Here is a 17,681-nt window from a genome sequence, read left to right as displayed (position 1 = left end):
TATGAAACAGTAAAGAAAGAGACCAGGACATCCAAATCCTGACTTTATAAATTATGAAATGATTAAACATTCCATAACCTATACCCCTTCCTTATGTCATTTGTGACAAAAGAATTTTATAAAAAATCGATCCAGAGAGAACAAAGTGCTTAAATTGCCAATAATATATTGACCAAAACTCACTCATATCAACATTCAGTGAAGCATCAAATTCTACTTGCTGCCACCATCGCTAGTCTTGCGGTCGGCTGCAAAACATCCAAACAAACAGGGGGTAATGCCAAGGTTTCCGAATCGTCCAAAACGTCCCCGGTAGAAAAAAAGAGCGATAAAAAATCCTATACGGATATTATCACAAAAATGGCAAAATCAGATGAAGGGCTCTTTTCCGTACATGAGGTACAGGGAAAATACTATTACGAAATCCCGGCAAACCTATTGGGGAAAGACATGCTACTAATTACCCGTATTGCCCAGATTCCGGCCAACCTCAGCCCCTACCTTAACGCCGGTTCTTCTGTCAACGAACAAGTGGTACGGTGGGAAGTCCAGAACGACAAGATACTGCTCAAATCTATTTCCTTCGACAACGTGGCCAACGATGGCTTGCCCTTGCAGCGTTCGGTGATGCAAAATAATTTCGCTCCTATTCTGTATGGTTTCGACATCGAACACCCAGCCAGCGACAGCACAGGCTATCTGATCCAGATTGGTAAACTTTTCGAAGAAGATATCCCCTCACTATCAGGACTTAACCCAACGCTGCGTAAGGATTATAAGGTTACCAAATTCGACAAAAGCCGGTCCTTTATTGACAGCATTAAGTCCTTTCCAACGAATATCGAGATCAGGCATACGACCACCTTTGCTGCCGGAGCTCCACCTGCCAACAAAGATGCTGAAACGCTAACCCTGCAGATGAACCAGTCGATGATCCTTTTGCCAGAGCAAAAAATGATCTCCCGCCTGTACGACGAGCGCGTAGGCTGGTTTACGACCCGTAAAATAGATTATAGTTCAGAAGCACTTAAATCGGACACGAAAACGTATCTGCGTCGGTGGAGGCTGGAGCCCAAAGATAAGGAGGCCTATATGCGCGGCGAGCTCGTAGAGCCTGTCAAGCCCATCGTTTACTATCTGGATCCTGCTACGCCGGAGAAATTCCGTAAGTATTTCAAACAAGGTATTGAAGACTGGCAGGTAGCCTTCGAGGCTGCCGGATTCAAAAATGCCATCATCGCCAAAGATCCTCCTAGCCCTCAGGAAGATCCGGATTTCAGTCCGGAGGATGCCCGTTATTCTGTCGTGCGCTATGTAGCCAGTACTACCCGAAATGCAGTAGGCCCTAGTGTCTCGGATCCTCGAACCGGAGAGATCATCGAAAGTGATATCATCTGGTACCACAACCACCTGCGCTCCTACCGCAACCGTTATCTGATTGAGACAGGCGCTGCCAACCCTGACGCCCGCACGCTGGACACAAGCCCCGAAGCCATCGGCGAGATGATGCGCCGGGTAATTTGTCACGAAGTAGGCCATGCCTTGGGACTTCCACATAATATGAAAGCCAGCTCGGCTTACCCTACCGATAGCCTGCGATCTGGGACTTTCACTCAGAAATATGGCATCGCTACCACCATCATGGACTATGCCCGCTTCAACTATGTGGCACAGCCTGGCGATGAAAATATTCGTTTTGTAAGACAGCTGGGACCCTATGACTCTTATGCCATTGAATACGGCTATCGCTGGTATCCTAATATAACTGCCCCCGAACAGGAAAAAGGAAAGCTTCATGCATTTGTTAGCAAGCATTCCGAGAATCCGATCTATCAGTTTGGTTCCGGATCCCAAGGCTTCGACCCCAACTCGCAAACCGAGTCAATAGGTGCCGATGCCATAAAAGCGAGTACTTACGGTGTTAAAAACTTGAAAGTGGTAGCCAAAAACCTCATTTCCTGGACGGCGAGTGAAAATAACAATTATGCCGATTTAGAGGAGCTTTATGGTGAACTATTAGGGATCTATAGCCGATATATCGGCCATGTAGCCACCAATGTAGGAGGGGTTTACGAAACTTTGCGTACCCAGGACCAAGATGGCCCTATCTACGTGCCGGTACCGGCAAAAACCCAAAAGGAGGCCACAAAATGGATGATTGATCAGGCACTAGCCACACCTGACTGGCTTATAGACCCACAGATTATTCAGCGCATCAGCTACAAAGGAGTGATGGATAAAGTGGGTTCCGTGCACGGCAGAGCCCTGGCCGGTCTCCTTGACGTAGACGCCATGAGCCGTATGCTCGACAATGAGCTGATGCACGCCTCCAAAGATGTCTACAGCCTTAAGGCCATGCTGGACGATCTGTCCCAGGGTGTATTTTCAAAAAACAGTACTGATGCCATTCAACGCCAGCTGCAGCGCAGCTATATTGGCAGAATAGAGTCCATACTTAAAGACAAGAAAAGTGTTTCGAGCTCTAATGACATCGACGCCCTGCTAAAGGCCAATCTACGGCAGATCAAGTCGCAATTAATTCTCAAAGGAGCCCCAAGCATACGTGCGGCTCACCACCAGGATCTGGCCGATCGGATCGATCATATTCTGGAAGGGAAGGAGTCGTAAGCGAATCTTCCTAAAAAAGTGAAGGCGCTCGTCATCCCGGACGAGCGCCTTCGCTTTATTAGCCATGAAGTATCAGGGCATAATGTCCTCCCATCTGTAGTAATGAAAGACTTTCCCCTCCGACATCACAACAAAAACTCCCCGCTTAAATTTTGGTAAAAATGGGATATTAGTTACTTCAGAACCATCGCTCTTATGAGCGGCGACCTTCACCGTTTTAACCAATTGATGCTGATGTGGATTGTCAGCAGTGCCTTCCCGCTTATAAATATGAAACTTATCGGCCCCTTGATCCGATACCAGAATATAGCCGGTAGTAGCATCTGTTTTATAAATGGAAATTCCTTCGTTATCTTCAGTAAAACCCGTATTAGCAAACAATGCAAGTTCCTGATTGCTACTGTCAGGATGGGCGTAATATTTACGGACACCAACTTGCTCATCGGAGTAATAAACATATCCCAAATCATCGTCTACCGCAATAGATTCTATTTCCTTTTTGCCGCTGTATTTTCCAAACTTACGTACCACAAGCCCCTTTACCGTTCCCTGATCATCGCCACGAAGCTGGTACGTCCACAAATACCCTTCTTCAGGGCCTGATTTCCTGCTGACAATGGCAAATATGGCTTGGTCTGTCGGACGGGTATAAAGGGCGATACCCATGGGTGCACGTTCTGTCTCTCCGTCAAATACAGATATACCTCCGTTATCAATAGCCTTCATTTCAGGAAGACTAAAAACTCTTATTTTATTAGCCTCTCTTTCAGTAACCACCGCGATATCGGTTTTATGTCCGCCAAGATTCAGACCATAGGCTACATCGATATTATTGGGCCGTTTTAAACCCCTGACCACCTTACTTTCCTGCACCTTTCCTTCCAAATCAAAAACATACACCGCGCCATCTTCATTTTTATCGGTCCCTAAAACCAAACTCTGGGCAGTATCAGAGGTATTGATCCAGATAGCCGGATCATCGGTATCAAAACGGACACTATCAGAAATTATAACAGGCTGAATAACGGCCATACTATCAGTCGACCCGGTGGCCACTCCTTCTGACTGTCCTGACCGGCATGAAGTCCATATCACCGTCGAACTGGCGAATAGGAGGAAAAAAAATTGTCTCATCTCAAAAAAGGAAAAAAAATCGTGATCAGTTTCTAGCCCCGATCACGATAAGGGAAACATAATTATTAGTTTGTCAAATCAAATTTGATACCGAAATTATAACGAGGCCGGTAGTATTCGGCTTGAACGGTTCGGGCCGATACACTTTGATAATAGCGCAGGGGCTGATTGGTAAGGTTATTGGCCTCAGCGAAGAAACGTAGATTTTTTGTAAATCGATAAGCCACGTTAGCATCGAGGAAAAACTGTTTGTCATAATAAATATCATCAAATTTATTGCCACCAATCGCATCTAAATAGGCTGCAGTATAGTTAGCTGACAGGCGCGAAGAGAATCGTTTGTTTTCCCAGGAAAGGGAGGCATTAAACATATGTGGGGCCGTGCCTGGGAGAGAAACATCGGTTCGTTCATCACCATCTTCATTAAATACGCCGTCGGCAAACGACTTGGTAAATGTGTAATTGGCATAGATTCCGAAGTTTTTCATGAATCCAGGCAAGAAATCAAGTTGTCGCTGCAAGGCAATCTCGAAACCCATGACGTTGACATTATTACCATTTCGAGATTGATAAAAATTCCATTTCTCGCCCTCTTGAATAGGATTTTCCGCAGTAGGGAAGTCAGCAGCAAAGCTAGCCTTATTATATTGCTGATTGCGGTAGGTGTAAATAAAATTTTTGAGATTTTTATAAAAGACACCTCCCGACAAAATACCCACGGATTCGAAATAGTTTTCAACCATCAAATCAAAGTTCCAGGAATACGTGGCTTTAAGATCCGGATTTCCTGCACGAATTTCCAGGTCTCCTGGCAGAATATTAATATAAGGAGCCAGGGCATAGTAATTGGGTCGAGCCAATGCCGTAGTTGCTGCCACTCTTATAATTGTATTTTGGGAAATATTATACTTGAAATTAAGGCTAGGAAGGATATTCAAGTAGCTATTCTGAATGCTGCGTTGTCCAGTCAAATTTTCTTCATCTTCCACAACGTTTCCAGTATAGTCAATGCTGGTATGTTCCACCCGGGCCCCAACGATCATAGTCAACTTACTGGTCAGATCTTGGTCCCAACGCAGATACCCTGCTGAGATATTCTCATTAGCCTGATAATTGACACCCAGATACTCACTAGGAATGGCTTCCGATTCAAAATCGCTCGAATTGTTCAGATTCAGGCTACCCAAATATTCTTTGCTGGTAAATAAACCCGGGATAATTCCTCCACCTGTTTGAAAGTTATTCCCTGTCCAATCAACCGTGGGCGTATCTCCCAAATTTCCTAAGGCGTCTGAATTAACCGGCTCATAAGCATAAAATACATTATTTCGGTCCTTGGTTTTTACCCGCAATCGAGCACCTACACGTACACGACCTTTCTGTTGCGCAATTACTGTAAATGGAAAACGTATATTTAACTTCGCACCCAATTCCGTTTCGTCGGTATAGTCATGGTTCTCAGAAAGTTCGTTTAGTCCTATGGACATCGGATCGAGTTCGTAGGCAGTAAATGAGGGAGCCGCTGAGTCATTATTGAAATTCAATTTATTGCCGCTTTTCCGGAAAGTAATATATCGCTCACCGGGGCGATCTTCACTGGCAATTGAATAACTAACGGACCAGTCTAAATCGAGCTTTGCATTGAGGATATGGTCTCCACGCAGAGCGTAGTTTTGAACCCGCTGATCCTCTAATCTCGTATTTTTATTGCGTTCACTATCTATTCCTCCTTTGGTTTGCCGGCTTACCCGACCCTCGTAACCAATAATGGCATGATCCTCACTATAGAGAGGCTCAATATTATCCGTCCGGAGTCTGTAACGATTTTCCCGGTCGTCACGCCAGTTATACATAGCATTGGCAGTAATGGTACTTTTTTCTCCTAATTTAAAATCAAATGAACCAGAAATGCTTCTCCTGATCCTTTGAACATCGTATTTTCTAACGTCATTACTGTTTATATATACATTCCCATAGTCATCTTCCGTCCATGTCGCCTCGACATTATCCGAACCATAGGTGTTATTATTATAGGATCCACTCAAAACCATCCCTATGGTATTTTTTGCAAAGCGATTGGCATATACAATACCTCCGGTATACAAGGCCTTGCCACGAATAGGGTTGAGCCCACCCGATAATGTGGCCGATAAGCGCTGTCCGTTTGGAGCAGCCCTGGTGACTAAGTTCACCGAGCCTCCAATGGCATCGGCATCCATATCTGGTGTTAAGGTCTTATTGACTTCAATGGTGGCAATCATATCAGAAGGTATCAGATCCATTTGAACCCGTCGGTTATCACCTTCGGCAGAAGGGATCCGATCGCCATTTAATGTTACAGCGTTCAGCTCTGGAGCCAGACCTCTGACGATAATATTACGAGCCTCTCCCTGGTCATTCTGCATGGTTATGCCAGGAACCCGTTTTAAAGCATCCCCAATATTGGCATCGGGAAACCTACCTACTTGGTCAGAAGAAATTATATTACTAATATTTTCATTATTACGCTGCTGGTTAAGGGCCTTTGCCTGTCCCTTCAGCCGGTCTCCCATAATCACGAGCTCCTTCATATTCAGCCCACCTTCCTGCATTACCAACGCCAAATTTTGTGCAGTGGACTGAGAAATGGTTATTTCACGCTCCAGTTCCTGATAACCCATATAGGTTACTATCAGCTTGTAAGTTCCTAAGGGGACGTTAAGAAATTCAAACTTGCCCCTGACATCAGAAATCGTGTAAATATTACCAGGCATAAGTTTGAGGGTCGCACCTGGTAAAGAAAGTTTCTGGGTGTCCATGATCGTCCCCGACAGCAGGCCGGTTTGCCCATAAAGAGCGGCCGGGAGGGCACAGAATAACAGGCAAAAAGTTATTCTTTTAAAGATTGTAAAAATTCCCATAATTGCAGATTTGGTTGTAACTGCAAAGATTCTCCGCATAGACTAAAGTTGGATTATGGAATCATTATCAAATCGTTACCACAATATGAGTTTTAACATTTTTCTCTTTCATAATCCCAGCTTAATGAGTTCGACACTTAGCCCCCATGAGAGAATTATCCTAAATTGGAATAACGGATCATTCGCACCTAGGGGTCTATATGATTTTATAGAAAAACTGAAATATGAAATGCCTACCTCTCTCCCAGCTCAGGATCATACTCCACAAAAATGCTGATCCAGATGGCTCGGCCTAGGCGGATGATGATGGGCTGTAAGGAAAAAAGAAAAAGGGTGAGTACCGCAAAAAATGGATAGAGGTCCATTTTGACAATAACCAATAAAATAATGGAAAGAGAAGTCATTAAAAAAATGACAATAGGAAAGCTCGTCCAGAGGGCGCCGATATAGAAACCGGGCTCCATTTTAAAGTCCTGACCACAGACAGCACAGCGATCAGGCATTTTCAACGCGTCATTCAGGGCATAGGGGTTCTTCTTGACAAACAGATTACCCTTTCTGCAACGGGGACATTTCTGATGGACAATAGCCGACGCCAATGACATACTAGCAAGTGCGATTAAGGTAAGAAGCGCCCAAAGTAGCTTTTTTTGGAGTAAAAAAGAAGCGCTTCTTACCTTTCCTGAAACTAGTCGACGACATGGCCTACGAATTGCGCCGTATTATCGAGGATTTTCCCTCCTCTTCGAAACCCTAAGCCGCAAGCCTCCCCGGCGTAAAATACGCCGGCCTGGTAACTACGACCTGATGCATCTTGCTGCAAGGAGGTATATTCCTGATATATGCTGGCCTGATCGGCATATTCACCTCCTACCGATTCGACAACGGTACCATCTTTCTCAATAATGGAGACATTGGCTCCTTCCCGACCCAGGATTACCTTTTTGACATGCTGTTTATAAGTCAGGGCCCGGGTCTCGGTCTGCAACAACAGGGGATGATAAGGGAAAAGATCCCATAAAAGCTTCATGATGTACTTAGACTGAAACAACAGGGTATATGCCGGGTTAAGTATCAATACTTTTCTGTCCTTAGCGAGCTGGGTGAGGAGCTGAGTAAGCTCAGGCTCATCTGCGCCAATTTGCTCCCAGGGAACCAGTTTAAACCAAAAATCGAAACGAACAAAATGCCCCGTGTCAGGTTCTTGTTTGAAAATACCCTGTTCAGTAGAAAATTCTACATCCTGAATATATGCCTTATCAACGTCGAATCCAGCTTCTTTAGCAGCTTCCATCAAAACAGCGACATTCGCCTCGTCTTCGGGATAGCCTTCTAAGGAAGAAAAAAGTATGGTAGGGGTTAGATCGGTATTGCCCCTGCGTACATAGCGAAACTGCTCTACCAAACTTTCATATACCGTGTTGAACTGCATGGACTCGTCCAGGCCATTCATTTTTAGCTGAGCCCACTGCACAATGGCAGTCTCGGGGATACAGGTCGCCGTATCTGCATTGAACTCAAGTAGCTTGATAGGCTCACCCTCAAGCCCTCCAGCCAAGTCGAAGCGTCCATACAAATGGGTATGGCGATCGTCCTCCCAGCTAAGTTTTACGAGTTCAATCAGATTTTCAGAAATACCCATTTCCTTAAACAAATTCTGATCGATCGCATATTGCCCCGCCTCAATAAACATCTCATATAGGGTATTAGCCGCTTCATAGTATTGCTCTGTAGCCGCCAGATCCAATGAGACAACCTGGTCCACCAGATACGGGATGGTATCCTGACCAATCATCCAGTCCCAGCCCGCATTTCTCAATGCTTCAGTTGGGGGAACTGGCATATTCTTCAGTTCAATCATGTTATTTTCAAACAAAAACAAATATAAAAATGAGCGTATCGCAGTGATCAACCTCCACTACGATTCGCAGAGCGACCGAAAAATCCACTTCTACCTCCTGCAGGCCGTGTATTAACGGTACGAGTCGAGCGGGAAGCATCTACATTACTTACCGCAGACTGGGCCTTGGAATAGGTAGCCGGATTGGCATAGCTAGCCCCGGGATTGGGATTATTGTTTCTGAAATTATTGATGTAGCCATTGCCCATTCCACGTCCCAGCATATAGCCCATGCCCCCATACAGCAGCATGGAGCTTAATCCGCTGCTGTGGTGAGAGGAAACCTGAGACTGGTTGCCACTAAGTTCCTTATCGATAAGAGCCTTGGAGGCGGCTATCGAAAGGGAATCGGTATGCCCATCCAAATAGCTCACAATAGCGACCGATTGATCGACTTCTACTGCTTCTTCGTCTATAATCTTAAATTCGCCAGGCGATACTTCTTTAATATGGGAACGTATCCCCTTAGAATAAGTCGTTTCCTCATAGCTATAATCGGCCTCATTTTCTTGTTGCGATGAACATCCGGTAAGGAATGTCGGCCCCGAAAACAAAGCCACAGCCAAGGCTGTGCCTACTCCAATATCCTGAATCTTCTTAACAAAAGCACCTTTTCTAATCTTTGACATGAGTTCTCACTATTGATGAATGGGAATACTCAAATATAGCTAGATATTTTCGCTCAGCGACAATGGATGTGAGAAAAGGACAAAAATCAGGTGCAACCAAAGAAGAAGCAGTGACGACTGGTTACACCTTCCGGGCAATCGTGTCGAGTGCCTCCAGCAAATGATCCAGATCTGCCAGACTGGTATATACATGTGGTGTGACACGTACGCAGCTCACGTTCTTATAAACCATTGCCGTTGTATGTATTTTAAAATCCTTAAAAAATGCCTTATCAAGCTCCTGCGGGGTAAGGCCGTCGACTGTAACGCCTGCAATGGCACAGGAATATTCAGGTTTAAGAGAGGTATGAAGCCGTACGCCTGGAATTTTCAAGGCCTGACTCCCCCAATAGTTCTTCAAAAAATGTACTCGTTCTTCTTTTCTTTTAGCTCCTATGGCTTCCTGAAAATTAATTGCTTCGCCAATGGCTTGCTCTATACAAAAACTGCGGGTTCCTAAGGTTTCGAACTTACGAATGTCTGGACTCTGTGGATGCTCACTTCCTGACAGAGGGAAAATTTTAGCGATCTTTTCCTTTTTAATCCACATCATGCCAGTTCCCAGAGGGGCACTTAAAAACTTATGAAGGCTAGTACCAAAATAATCGCATTCCAAATCAGGAATTTTAAAGTCGAGCAGGCCAAAGGAATGCGCACCATCCACGATCACCTCAATACCATGTTTATGCGCCATCTGACTAATCTTCTTAACAGGCATAATCTGCCCAACCCAATTAATAATATGGGTAATATGAATGATCTTGGTTCTGGGAGTAATGGCTTTTTCATAGGCTTGCACAATGATATCATCATTCTCAATGGGGAAGTCGAACACTAGTTGCTTGTAAATAATACCATCCCGAAGTTTACGCTGATTCCAGGCATGCATCATATTGGGATAGTCCAAGGTAGTCCCAATCACTTCGTCCCCTTTCTGTAAGGGCAGACCAAATATGACGGTATTAAGCGCTTCCGTTGCGTTGCGATTGATGGCCAGCTCATCGGCATCTACACCAGCCAGACTAGCAAGTCGTTGTCGCAAGGGCTCCCTCCCCTTGTCCATTATTCGCCACATATAATAAGAGGGACCTTGCGCAGCTGTCATATTATAGCGCTCCAATGCCACCTGTACTGCAGTGGGAGAAGGAGATACGCCTCCATTATTCAAAATCAGAATATCGCTTTTACTAGCCGTATAGGCCTGCTGTATGACCGACCAGTAAGATTCGTTGGACTCACCTTCTCCATTCCAATGTTGTTCCGCACTTTTAAATGCTTCTGCATGTAAATGATTGAATAAACTATGGGCTCCAAAGGCTCCCAAGCCAACAGCGGCCGACCTTTTAAAAAAGTTTCTGCGATGATTCATTCGATAGGGTTTAGAAAAATATTTTTACTACAAAACATAAAAATACCCTATAAATATGAAGTTAAACAATAAAAACGAAGATTAATCCTTGGTAATAGCCTCCATTAGCCAATCATAAGTATCATCAGGCTCGGGCAAGCCGTCCCTATTGATCTTAAGGTACATGAAATGCAGATGGGTCGGCGATCGGGATTTATGTGCACTGAACCCTGTGCGGCCCATTTCAGCAATTTTTTCTCCAGCCTCCACCCATTGTCCGGGCTCTACCACTACGGTTTTATTATGGGCATAATAGAAAATACCTTTCAGGCAGGGGTCATATATCCATATCCAGTTCCCACCCCTTCTGTCACTATCGAACTGCCAGTTTTTTTCGCTGGCCAGCACCATGCCCGTAGTAAATGCAAGCACGTCTACAGGCTCTCCTGTAGCATCGTCCAATTGATCTTTATCCCGATCCCGAATGAAGATATCATGGGCAGGGTGACTCCCCCGCACCTGCATGTCAAAGAGATCGAAGCCCTCGGGCCGGTAACCCTTTCCCCGGCCTCCAATGGATTCGCGGGGGCTATATCCCTTAACGGGAAAAACAAAATCCTGCCCAGTACGGCGAGAACAGCTGTCGTCACCAAAGAGCTTGCCGAGCTGTAGCATATTGACCTGAAATGCCCTGGCCGCACTATCCGGACTTATATTACAATCCCGGATATCGATCTGTATCTGTTTGAAATTCTCACAATACTGCATAATCAGGCTACTGGCTGAGGGCTGCTCTCTCGTCCAGGCCGAAAAAATCAGAATCAATAAAACTCCTAACATGCGCATTATACTCATTCTAAACCACTGCTTATATCTCATTTTCGCCAAACGACCCCCACTCTTTCGCATACTATTCATTAAAAATAAACGTAATTTTCGAACAAAAGTATTCCTTTCGTCATTAAATACAGAGGAACCAACGCTTTAATAAGAAACACTTTTAAAAACAGAAACAATATGCAATACCGCCGTTTTGGACGTAGCGACTGGAAGGTCAGCGAGATAGGATATGGAATGTGGGGGCTGGCCGGCTGGACTGGCTCGGATAGAAAAGAAACGGACGACTCATTAGACCTAGCGGTAGAATCGGGTGTCAATTTTTTTGATACTGCCTGGGGATATGGAGAAGGACTTTCTGAACGCATTCTGGGGGATCTGATCCGTCGTTTCCCTGAGCAAAAAATTTATGCAGCCACCAAAATTCCACCTAAAAACAGGATCTGGCCTTCGAAATCTGATTTCAAATTAGATGCTGTATTTCCGGCTGACTACATCCGGGAATATGCCGAGATAAGCCTTAGAAACCTGGGTACTGAGCAAATCGATTTGCTTCAATTTCATGTATGGGAGGATGCATGGGCCGATCGGGACGACTGGAAAGAGGTGGTTACCAAACTTACCCAAGAAGGAAAGGTAGCCCGCTGGGGAATTAGTGTGAACCGCTGGGAACCGAATAATTCCTTAAAAACCATAGAGACCGGACTCATAGATGCAGTACAAGTAATTTACAACATTTTTGACCAGGCTCCTGAAGACAAACTCTTTCCTCTTTGCAGAAAACACGATATCGGAGTCATTGCCCGGGTACCTTTCGATGAAGGCACCCTTACTGGCACCTTTACCAAAGAGACTACTTTCCCGGCCGACGACTGGCGCTCTACCTATTTCGTGCCCGAAAATTTAAATTCGAGTGTAGACCACGCAGAGGCCCTGAGGGCCGATCTTCCAGATGGGATGACCATGCCAGAATTGGCACTTCGATTTATCTTACAGAATGACGACGTACAGACCACTATCCCAGGGATGCGCAAACTGCCACATGTACGATCCAATGTCGCCAACAGTGGAAAGGAACCTCTTTCCAAAGAGTTGATGCAAAAACTTAAAACCCATCGTTGGGATAGAGAACCTACAGAGTGGTCGCAATAATCACAAGATGTGATCAGCCTGAACCCTCAAGCTGATCACATCAAACTCCACATAAAGAGCTAAACCCGAGCCCAATAGAGCTATGTCAACCTGAGCTTGTCGAAGGCCGGGCAATGCTCCCGGAGAGGACATACTTTGCAATACGCAGCATTTCACACGATCAACAATCTCCCTTTGAGGCTCTATATCAATAGGTACTAATCCTATACGTATTTCCAAATAACATTTGATCGACGGAGTATCTTCCTGGCCCAGTGAATAATAAAGCTAAATAAACTAATCCATACATGAATGCGGGCTCTTTCACCTTAAATTCGTCGGGTGCATGGACTACGAACACAATCACCACCATGGTAATTAATAAGGGTATAAGGATGGCTCTTGTAAATAAGCCCAATATCAGCAATATAGAACATATCATCTCCACAAAGATCGCCATCATCAAAGTAGCTTCCTGTCCCATGCCTATCGGATCGGCAAAGGTGCGCTTTCCGTCCAGATAACCCATTAGCTTTTGAAGTCCGTGTCCCATCATTAAGAGGGAAATGCCACTCCTCAGAAATAATAAACCGGTGTCGGCTAACTTGGACGCAGGTTCGGGAGCAAAAAAATTCTTGGCAATCATGGCTGATTCAGTATTTAATGGTCAATAAAAACTATTTGATCATCTGCAAAAACGGGAATTGTTTTCAAGAATTGAAATTTTTGCCGGAATAGTTTCTCAAAGCCACTCCTGAGCACCTCGTTTGAACGCCTTCTCGCCAAGAAAACCCATATTATTTTAGAGGAGTTACAAAGACTATTGATCCAGACCATAGTAGTCACCTGCATGTCGTGAAACTTTAAGCTACATTACCTGCAAGAAATTATCACCAAATAAGTTGTCCTAACCGTTTCGGCAACCCTTTCTTATCCATTCTTCCCTCTAACCAACTTATTAGAACTCCTCAGGATGGCAGTTGCCCAATACATTCTCCTGGGCATTCCCGGAAGTCACCCACCCTATACTCCTAAATTATTTTTTTTCGAATTGCAGCAGATTAATTCATATTGCAAAAGTTTATTTTTAGATTTGTCTAAATTTTAAATAAACACGAATCGAATAAAAATTTCATATAGATGAAAATCTTCTTTACACTACTGATCATAGGCCTTCATATTACAGCCACGGCTCAGCACACCCTATCTGGAAAGATATTGTTGCCGGGCCGCGAGCCGGCCTTTGGTGCATCCGTATACATCAACGGATTAAACAAAGGAGCTACTGCTGACACTTCCGGATATTATCGGATCGACGATATACCTGAGGGCATTTATACAATACGTGTGGGTTACGTGGCCGCACCCACTATTACGGTCAGGAATCTGAAAATTAATCAGAAACTTGTTCAAGATTTTCAATTTGAGAAAGGTGATCAAGATCTGGGAGAAGTGGTGGTCACCGGTACCATGAAAGAAGTTTCCAAGCTCGATAGTCCCGTCCCAGTAGACATTATTACGGCAAAATTTATTTATAAAAACCCAGTTCCGAGCATATTTGAGGGTCTTAGTTACGTCAATGGTGTAAGACCTCAGCTCAATTGCAATGTCTGTAATACGGGAGATATTCATATTAATGGTTTGGAGGGCCCTTATACCATGGTACTCATTGATGGCATGCCCATGGTCAGTGGCCTGTCTACAGTGTATGGTCTGTCCGGCATTCCCAATAGTTTAATAGACCGGGTGGAGATTGTAAAAGGACCTGCATCCACCTTATATGGTTCCGAAGCGGTGGGGGGACTCATCAATATCATCACCAAAAATCCTAATAAGGCTCCGATTTTTTCTGCAGACGCATTCAGCACCTCCTGGCTCGACTATAATCTTGATCTGGGCGTAAAACTTAAAGTAGGAAAGCGAGCCCATTCCATACTGGGGGTAAATTATTTTAATTACCAAAACAAGCTAGACAAGAATAATGATGGCTTCACGGATCTGACACTTCAAAACCGAATTTCTATTTTCAACAAATGGAGCTTCGAGCGCCTGGATAATAAACAGAGCAGTATTGCCGCTCGATACTTCTATGAAGATCGTTGGGGAGGACAAATGAATTGGAACAAAAGCTTCAGAGGAGGAGACGAAATATATGGAGAGAGTATTTATACCAAACGCTTCGAGCTACTGGGTACTTACGACCTTCCCACGACAGAAAACATAAAATTTCAGTATTCATTCAGTAGTCATAATCAGAACTCATATTATGGAAATGTCCCTTTTATGGCCGATCAGAAAATCGCATTTGCACAACTCCTTTGGGACAAAACCCTGAGTAACCATAGCTTACTTTTTGGAACACCTTTACGCTACACCTATTATAATGACAATACGGTGGCCACTGAGACTATTGATCAGGTTGACAAAGCCGACAAAATTGTACTTCCAGGCTTTTTTGCTCAGGATGAGATCACCCTGGGTGATCATACTCTGTTATTGGGTGCCCGTTACGATTATAATAGCCGCCATGGAAGCATATTTACACCCCGAGTGGCCTATAAATATAAGTTCAATCAGACCGATGTAATTCGTTTCAATTTCGGAAGAGGCTTCCGGGTGGTCAACTTATTCACTGAAGATCACGCTGCATTAACGGGTGCCCGCCAGGTGGTCGTTGAAGAAAAGCTAAAACCAGAACAGAGCTGGAATGCCAATATTAATTTTGTAAAAAAAATGGTCATTGGAAACTCATTTATTGGTATCGATGCTTCGGCATTTTACACCTATTTTACCAACCGTATCTTACCGGATTACGAAACAAACCCTAATCAGATTATTTATAATAATTTGAATGGCTATGCCGTGTCGAAGGGCCTATCTTTGAATCTCGATTTCAACTTCCCCTTTCCGCTCACTATTTTCACTGGCGTAACCCTGATGGACAACTTCCAGTACGAAAATTATTCCCGCACCCGCCCTATGCTCACCGAAAAAGTAACTGGGGTATGGACAGTTTCCTATGAAATTCCTAAGTCAGGAATTTCCTTCGATTATACTGGCAATCTATATGGGCCCATGCGTCTACCTACCCTAGGACCTCTGGACCCACGAGCCTCTATGTCGGGAGTTTGGTCCCTGCAAAATGTACAAATCACCAAAAAATTCCGAAGTGGGCTTGAAATTTATGGTGGAGTAAAAAATATTTTGAATTTCACTCCTCCAGCCAATTCTATTGCACGTTCTATGGATCCCTTCGATAAGAATGTACTATTCAATGATGCTGGTGAGGCAGTCCCTACAACCGACAATCCCTACGGTCTGACCTTCGATCCGTCCTATGTTTTTGCACCTAACCAAGGGATAAGAGGCTTCTTGGGACTACGATATACGATTGACTAATAGGAAGATGATATAGGGCCCAAATCCTACAATCAAAACAATATATATAAATATTTAAAGATTGTTTATTTTTAGCGAACTGATATTCATTGCATTGTATAATTATAGATAGTATATTTGTTTCATCAACCAAATAACACTACTTAATTATGGCATTATCAAAAACATTCGTAAAGAGCCGTTCTTTGTTTAAGGTAACATTTACCTTACCAGCAGAAGAGGTAGATTCGGCAAAAAAAGTAGCAGTAGTAGGTGAGTTCAATGGCTGGGATCCTGAGCAAGCTACTACTCTGAAAAAGCAAAAGGATGGATCATTCAAAGGCACTGTAGAATTAACGGCTGGAGAATATCAATTCCGTTATCTATTGGATAACGAAAAATGGCAAAACGACGGAGCCGCTGATAAATACGTACCTGCAGGCGTGAACGCTGAAGAAAACTCAGTGGTGGTTTTGTAAATCCAGTAGCAATATCCTTAAAGGCCAGTATCATGATGATACTGGCCTTTTTGCATTATTTCACCTCCCTTAATTCCTTTTCCAATACCGCTTATGAGTGCTCATTGGCCTGTACCTTCTAAACGACCAACATAGATTGTCTTCCTCCCTGTACTATTCGGAATAATACTAAGCCCCTTGCCAATAGAGGTACAAAAAATAGAGACTGCCAAATCAATGACAATCTCTATTTTTCCTGTATCTAGGGCACTTTCCGTGCATAATCCATCCATTCTATTTTAACCCGATGGATGGCATATTGCCTATAGCATAAGGCTTAAAGCCTATTAAACCGCAAAGCTGTCACTTTCCTGATAGGCCTTAATAAGGTCCATTTCACCCACTTTGCCAGGTTTAGAATTCCCATGCTCCATCCCCATGATAAACTCACGTCCTTCTTTTTTGCTCCGGTCGTAGATATATTTAAATACATTTTTATAATTGATTTCTCCTGTGGTAGGCTCTTTGCGACCAGGCTCATCGCCAATCTGGAAATAGTCGATCTCCGACCAAGTCATATCGATATTATGGATGATACGCCCCTCATTCTTCTGCATATGATAGATATCATACAGGATCTTACAAGACTTGCTGTTCACGCCCCGGCAGATCTCGTAGGTCTGATCGGAGGTTCTTAAAAACAAGTCGGGAGTATCACTTAGTGGCTCCAGCACCATCACCAATCCATGAGGTTCAAGTATTTCAGCACCTCTGCGTAGGGCATCAATCACATGACCCGTCTGAACCCCGATAGGCAATTTCCTTTCGAAATTACCCGGCACAACGGTCATATATTTGGCATTGACACGCTTGGCTACTTCGACGGCTTTTTTGCATCCATTCAGAAAAATATCGATATGTTCTTGCTTGCCGGCGGCAAGGGTATTGGCACCATTCCCTCCTTTGTCTACCACAAAAACACCCATCTCCATACCCAGGCGAGACATTTCCTTGGCAATTTTTTCTTGATCGGCCACAGAACGGCCCATCATTCCATTATCTTCCAGAGCCATAAATCCTTGGTCAGCCATAAATTTCAGCTGATCGATCAAATCTTTACCGGCATGATTGGTAAACATTCCGAAGTGAGAAGCATATTTCAATTTATAATTATGCTTGGCTTTGGGGCCAATGGGGGAAGCCATGGCGTCGACAGCAACCAAGGCTGCACCAGCAAGGCCCAAGGTAGACTTTACAAAATTTCTGCGCTGCATATCAAAAAAGGTATTTAGGTTATTC

General features: G+C 44.1%; 13 protein-coding genes. 4 read left to right on the top strand and 9 right to left on the bottom strand.

The window, feature by feature from the left end; genetic code table 11:
* Positions 1-198 precede the first annotated feature (198 nt).
* Positions 199-2,628, top strand: a complete 2,430-nt coding sequence (locus X939_RS0110865) for a zinc-dependent metalloprotease (RefSeq protein WP_025763290.1) — start codon at positions 199-201, stop codon at positions 2,626-2,628.
* A gap of 72 nt (positions 2,629-2,700) precedes the next feature.
* Here X939_RS0110865 and X939_RS0110860 read toward each other — a convergent pair whose 3' ends face one another.
* From X939_RS0110860 to X939_RS0110830, 7 genes are all read right to left on the bottom strand, one after another.
* Positions 2,701-3,762: a phytase gene (locus X939_RS0110860; protein WP_025763289.1), complete on the bottom strand. Its 1,062-nt coding sequence runs from the start codon at positions 3,760-3,762 to the stop codon at positions 2,701-2,703.
* 65 nt (positions 3,763-3,827) lie between these two features.
* Complete coding sequence (locus X939_RS0110855) at positions 3,828-6,662, bottom strand: TonB-dependent receptor (protein WP_025763288.1); 2,835 nt, start codon at positions 6,660-6,662, stop codon at positions 3,828-3,830.
* A gap of 233 nt (positions 6,663-6,895) precedes the next feature.
* The gene (locus X939_RS0110850) at positions 6,896-7,267 is read right to left on the bottom strand and encodes a DUF983 domain-containing protein (RefSeq protein ID WP_025763287.1); all 372 of its coding nucleotides are present in this window, start codon (positions 7,265-7,267) and stop codon (positions 6,896-6,898) included.
* An 83-nt stretch (positions 7,268-7,350) separates the two neighbouring features.
* Positions 7,351-8,523, bottom strand: a complete 1,173-nt coding sequence (locus tag X939_RS0110845) for a glutathionylspermidine synthase family protein (RefSeq protein WP_025763286.1) — start codon at positions 8,521-8,523, stop codon at positions 7,351-7,353.
* Between the two features lie 47 nt (positions 8,524-8,570).
* Positions 8,571-9,191: a Cj0371 family chemotaxis-regulating polar lipoprotein gene (locus X939_RS0110840; protein ID WP_025763285.1), complete on the bottom strand. Its 621-nt coding sequence runs from the start codon at positions 9,189-9,191 to the stop codon at positions 8,571-8,573.
* Positions 9,192-9,312: 121 nt separating this feature from the next.
* A complete protein-coding gene (locus X939_RS0110835; protein ID WP_025763284.1) occupies positions 9,313-10,599 on the bottom strand; it encodes an aminotransferase class V-fold PLP-dependent enzyme in 1,287 nt (428 codons plus the stop codon).
* A gap of 81 nt (positions 10,600-10,680) precedes the next feature.
* On the bottom strand, positions 10,681-11,433 hold the full coding sequence (locus X939_RS0110830) for a M23 family metallopeptidase (RefSeq protein WP_025763283.1): 753 nt from the start codon (positions 11,431-11,433) through the stop codon (positions 10,681-10,683).
* Between the two features lie 162 nt (positions 11,434-11,595).
* Here X939_RS0110830 and X939_RS0110825 point away from each other — a divergent pair, with 162 nt between their 5' ends.
* Entirely contained in the window at positions 11,596-12,567 is a 972-nt protein-coding gene (locus X939_RS0110825) for an aldo/keto reductase (RefSeq protein WP_025763282.1), read from the top strand.
* 187 nt (positions 12,568-12,754) lie between these two features.
* On the opposite strand, the gene X939_RS0110820 is transcribed toward X939_RS0110825, so the two are convergent.
* Positions 12,755-13,192, bottom strand: a complete 438-nt coding sequence (locus X939_RS0110820; RefSeq protein WP_025763281.1) for a DoxX family protein — start codon at positions 13,190-13,192, stop codon at positions 12,755-12,757.
* 494 nt (positions 13,193-13,686) lie between these two features.
* Here X939_RS0110820 and X939_RS0110810 point away from each other — a divergent pair, with 494 nt between their 5' ends.
* Complete coding sequence (locus X939_RS0110810) at positions 13,687-15,945, top strand: TonB-dependent receptor (RefSeq protein ID WP_025763279.1); 2,259 nt, start codon at positions 13,687-13,689, stop codon at positions 15,943-15,945.
* 149 nt (positions 15,946-16,094) lie between these two features.
* The gene (locus tag X939_RS0110805) at positions 16,095-16,403 is read left to right on the top strand and encodes an isoamylase early set domain-containing protein (RefSeq protein ID WP_025763278.1); all 309 of its coding nucleotides are present in this window, start codon (positions 16,095-16,097) and stop codon (positions 16,401-16,403) included.
* A gap of 326 nt (positions 16,404-16,729) precedes the next feature.
* Here X939_RS0110805 and X939_RS0110800 read toward each other — a convergent pair whose 3' ends face one another.
* Entirely contained in the window at positions 16,730-17,656 is a 927-nt protein-coding gene (locus tag X939_RS0110800; protein ID WP_025763277.1) for a hydroxypyruvate isomerase family protein, read from the bottom strand.
* Positions 17,657-17,681: the final 25 nt, after the last annotated feature.

The sequence above is a fragment of the Dyadobacter tibetensis Y620-1 genome (assembly GCF_000566685.1).
Lineage (GTDB): Bacteria > Bacteroidota > Bacteroidia > Cytophagales > Spirosomataceae > Dyadobacter > Dyadobacter tibetensis.
Note: the sequence above shows the minus strand (reverse complement) of the source record. Positions and strands in the feature narration are given on the sequence as shown.

Coding starts and splice junctions, on each gene's coding strand:
- X939_RS0110805 (WP_025763278.1), top strand. CDS start 16,095: ATGGCATTATCAAAAACATTCGTAAAGAGCCGTTCTTTGTTTAAGGTA.
- X939_RS0110840 (WP_025763285.1), bottom strand. CDS start 9,191: ATGTCAAAGATTAGAAAAGGTGCTTTTGTTAAGAAGATTCAGGATATT.
- X939_RS0110810 (WP_025763279.1), top strand. CDS start 13,687: ATGAAAATCTTCTTTACACTACTGATCATAGGCCTTCATATTACAGCC.
- X939_RS0110835 (WP_025763284.1), bottom strand. CDS start 10,599: ATGAATCATCGCAGAAACTTTTTTAAAAGGTCGGCCGCTGTTGGCTTG.
- X939_RS0110850 (WP_025763287.1), bottom strand. CDS start 7,267: ATGTCATTGGCGTCGGCTATTGTCCATCAGAAATGTCCCCGTTGCAGA.
- X939_RS0110855 (WP_025763288.1), bottom strand. CDS start 6,662: ATGGGAATTTTTACAATCTTTAAAAGAATAACTTTTTGCCTGTTATTC.
- X939_RS0110860 (WP_025763289.1), bottom strand. CDS start 3,762: ATGAGACAATTTTTTTTCCTCCTATTCGCCAGTTCGACGGTGATATGG.
- X939_RS0110820 (WP_025763281.1), bottom strand. CDS start 13,192: ATGATTGCCAAGAATTTTTTTGCTCCCGAACCTGCGTCCAAGTTAGCC.
- X939_RS0110830 (WP_025763283.1), bottom strand. CDS start 11,433: ATGAGTATAATGCGCATGTTAGGAGTTTTATTGATTCTGATTTTTTCG.
- X939_RS0110825 (WP_025763282.1), top strand. CDS start 11,596: ATGCAATACCGCCGTTTTGGACGTAGCGACTGGAAGGTCAGCGAGATA.
- X939_RS0110845 (WP_025763286.1), bottom strand. CDS start 8,523: ATGATTGAACTGAAGAATATGCCAGTTCCCCCAACTGAAGCATTGAGA.
- X939_RS0110800 (WP_025763277.1), bottom strand. CDS start 17,656: ATGCAGCGCAGAAATTTTGTAAAGTCTACCTTGGGCCTTGCTGGTGCA.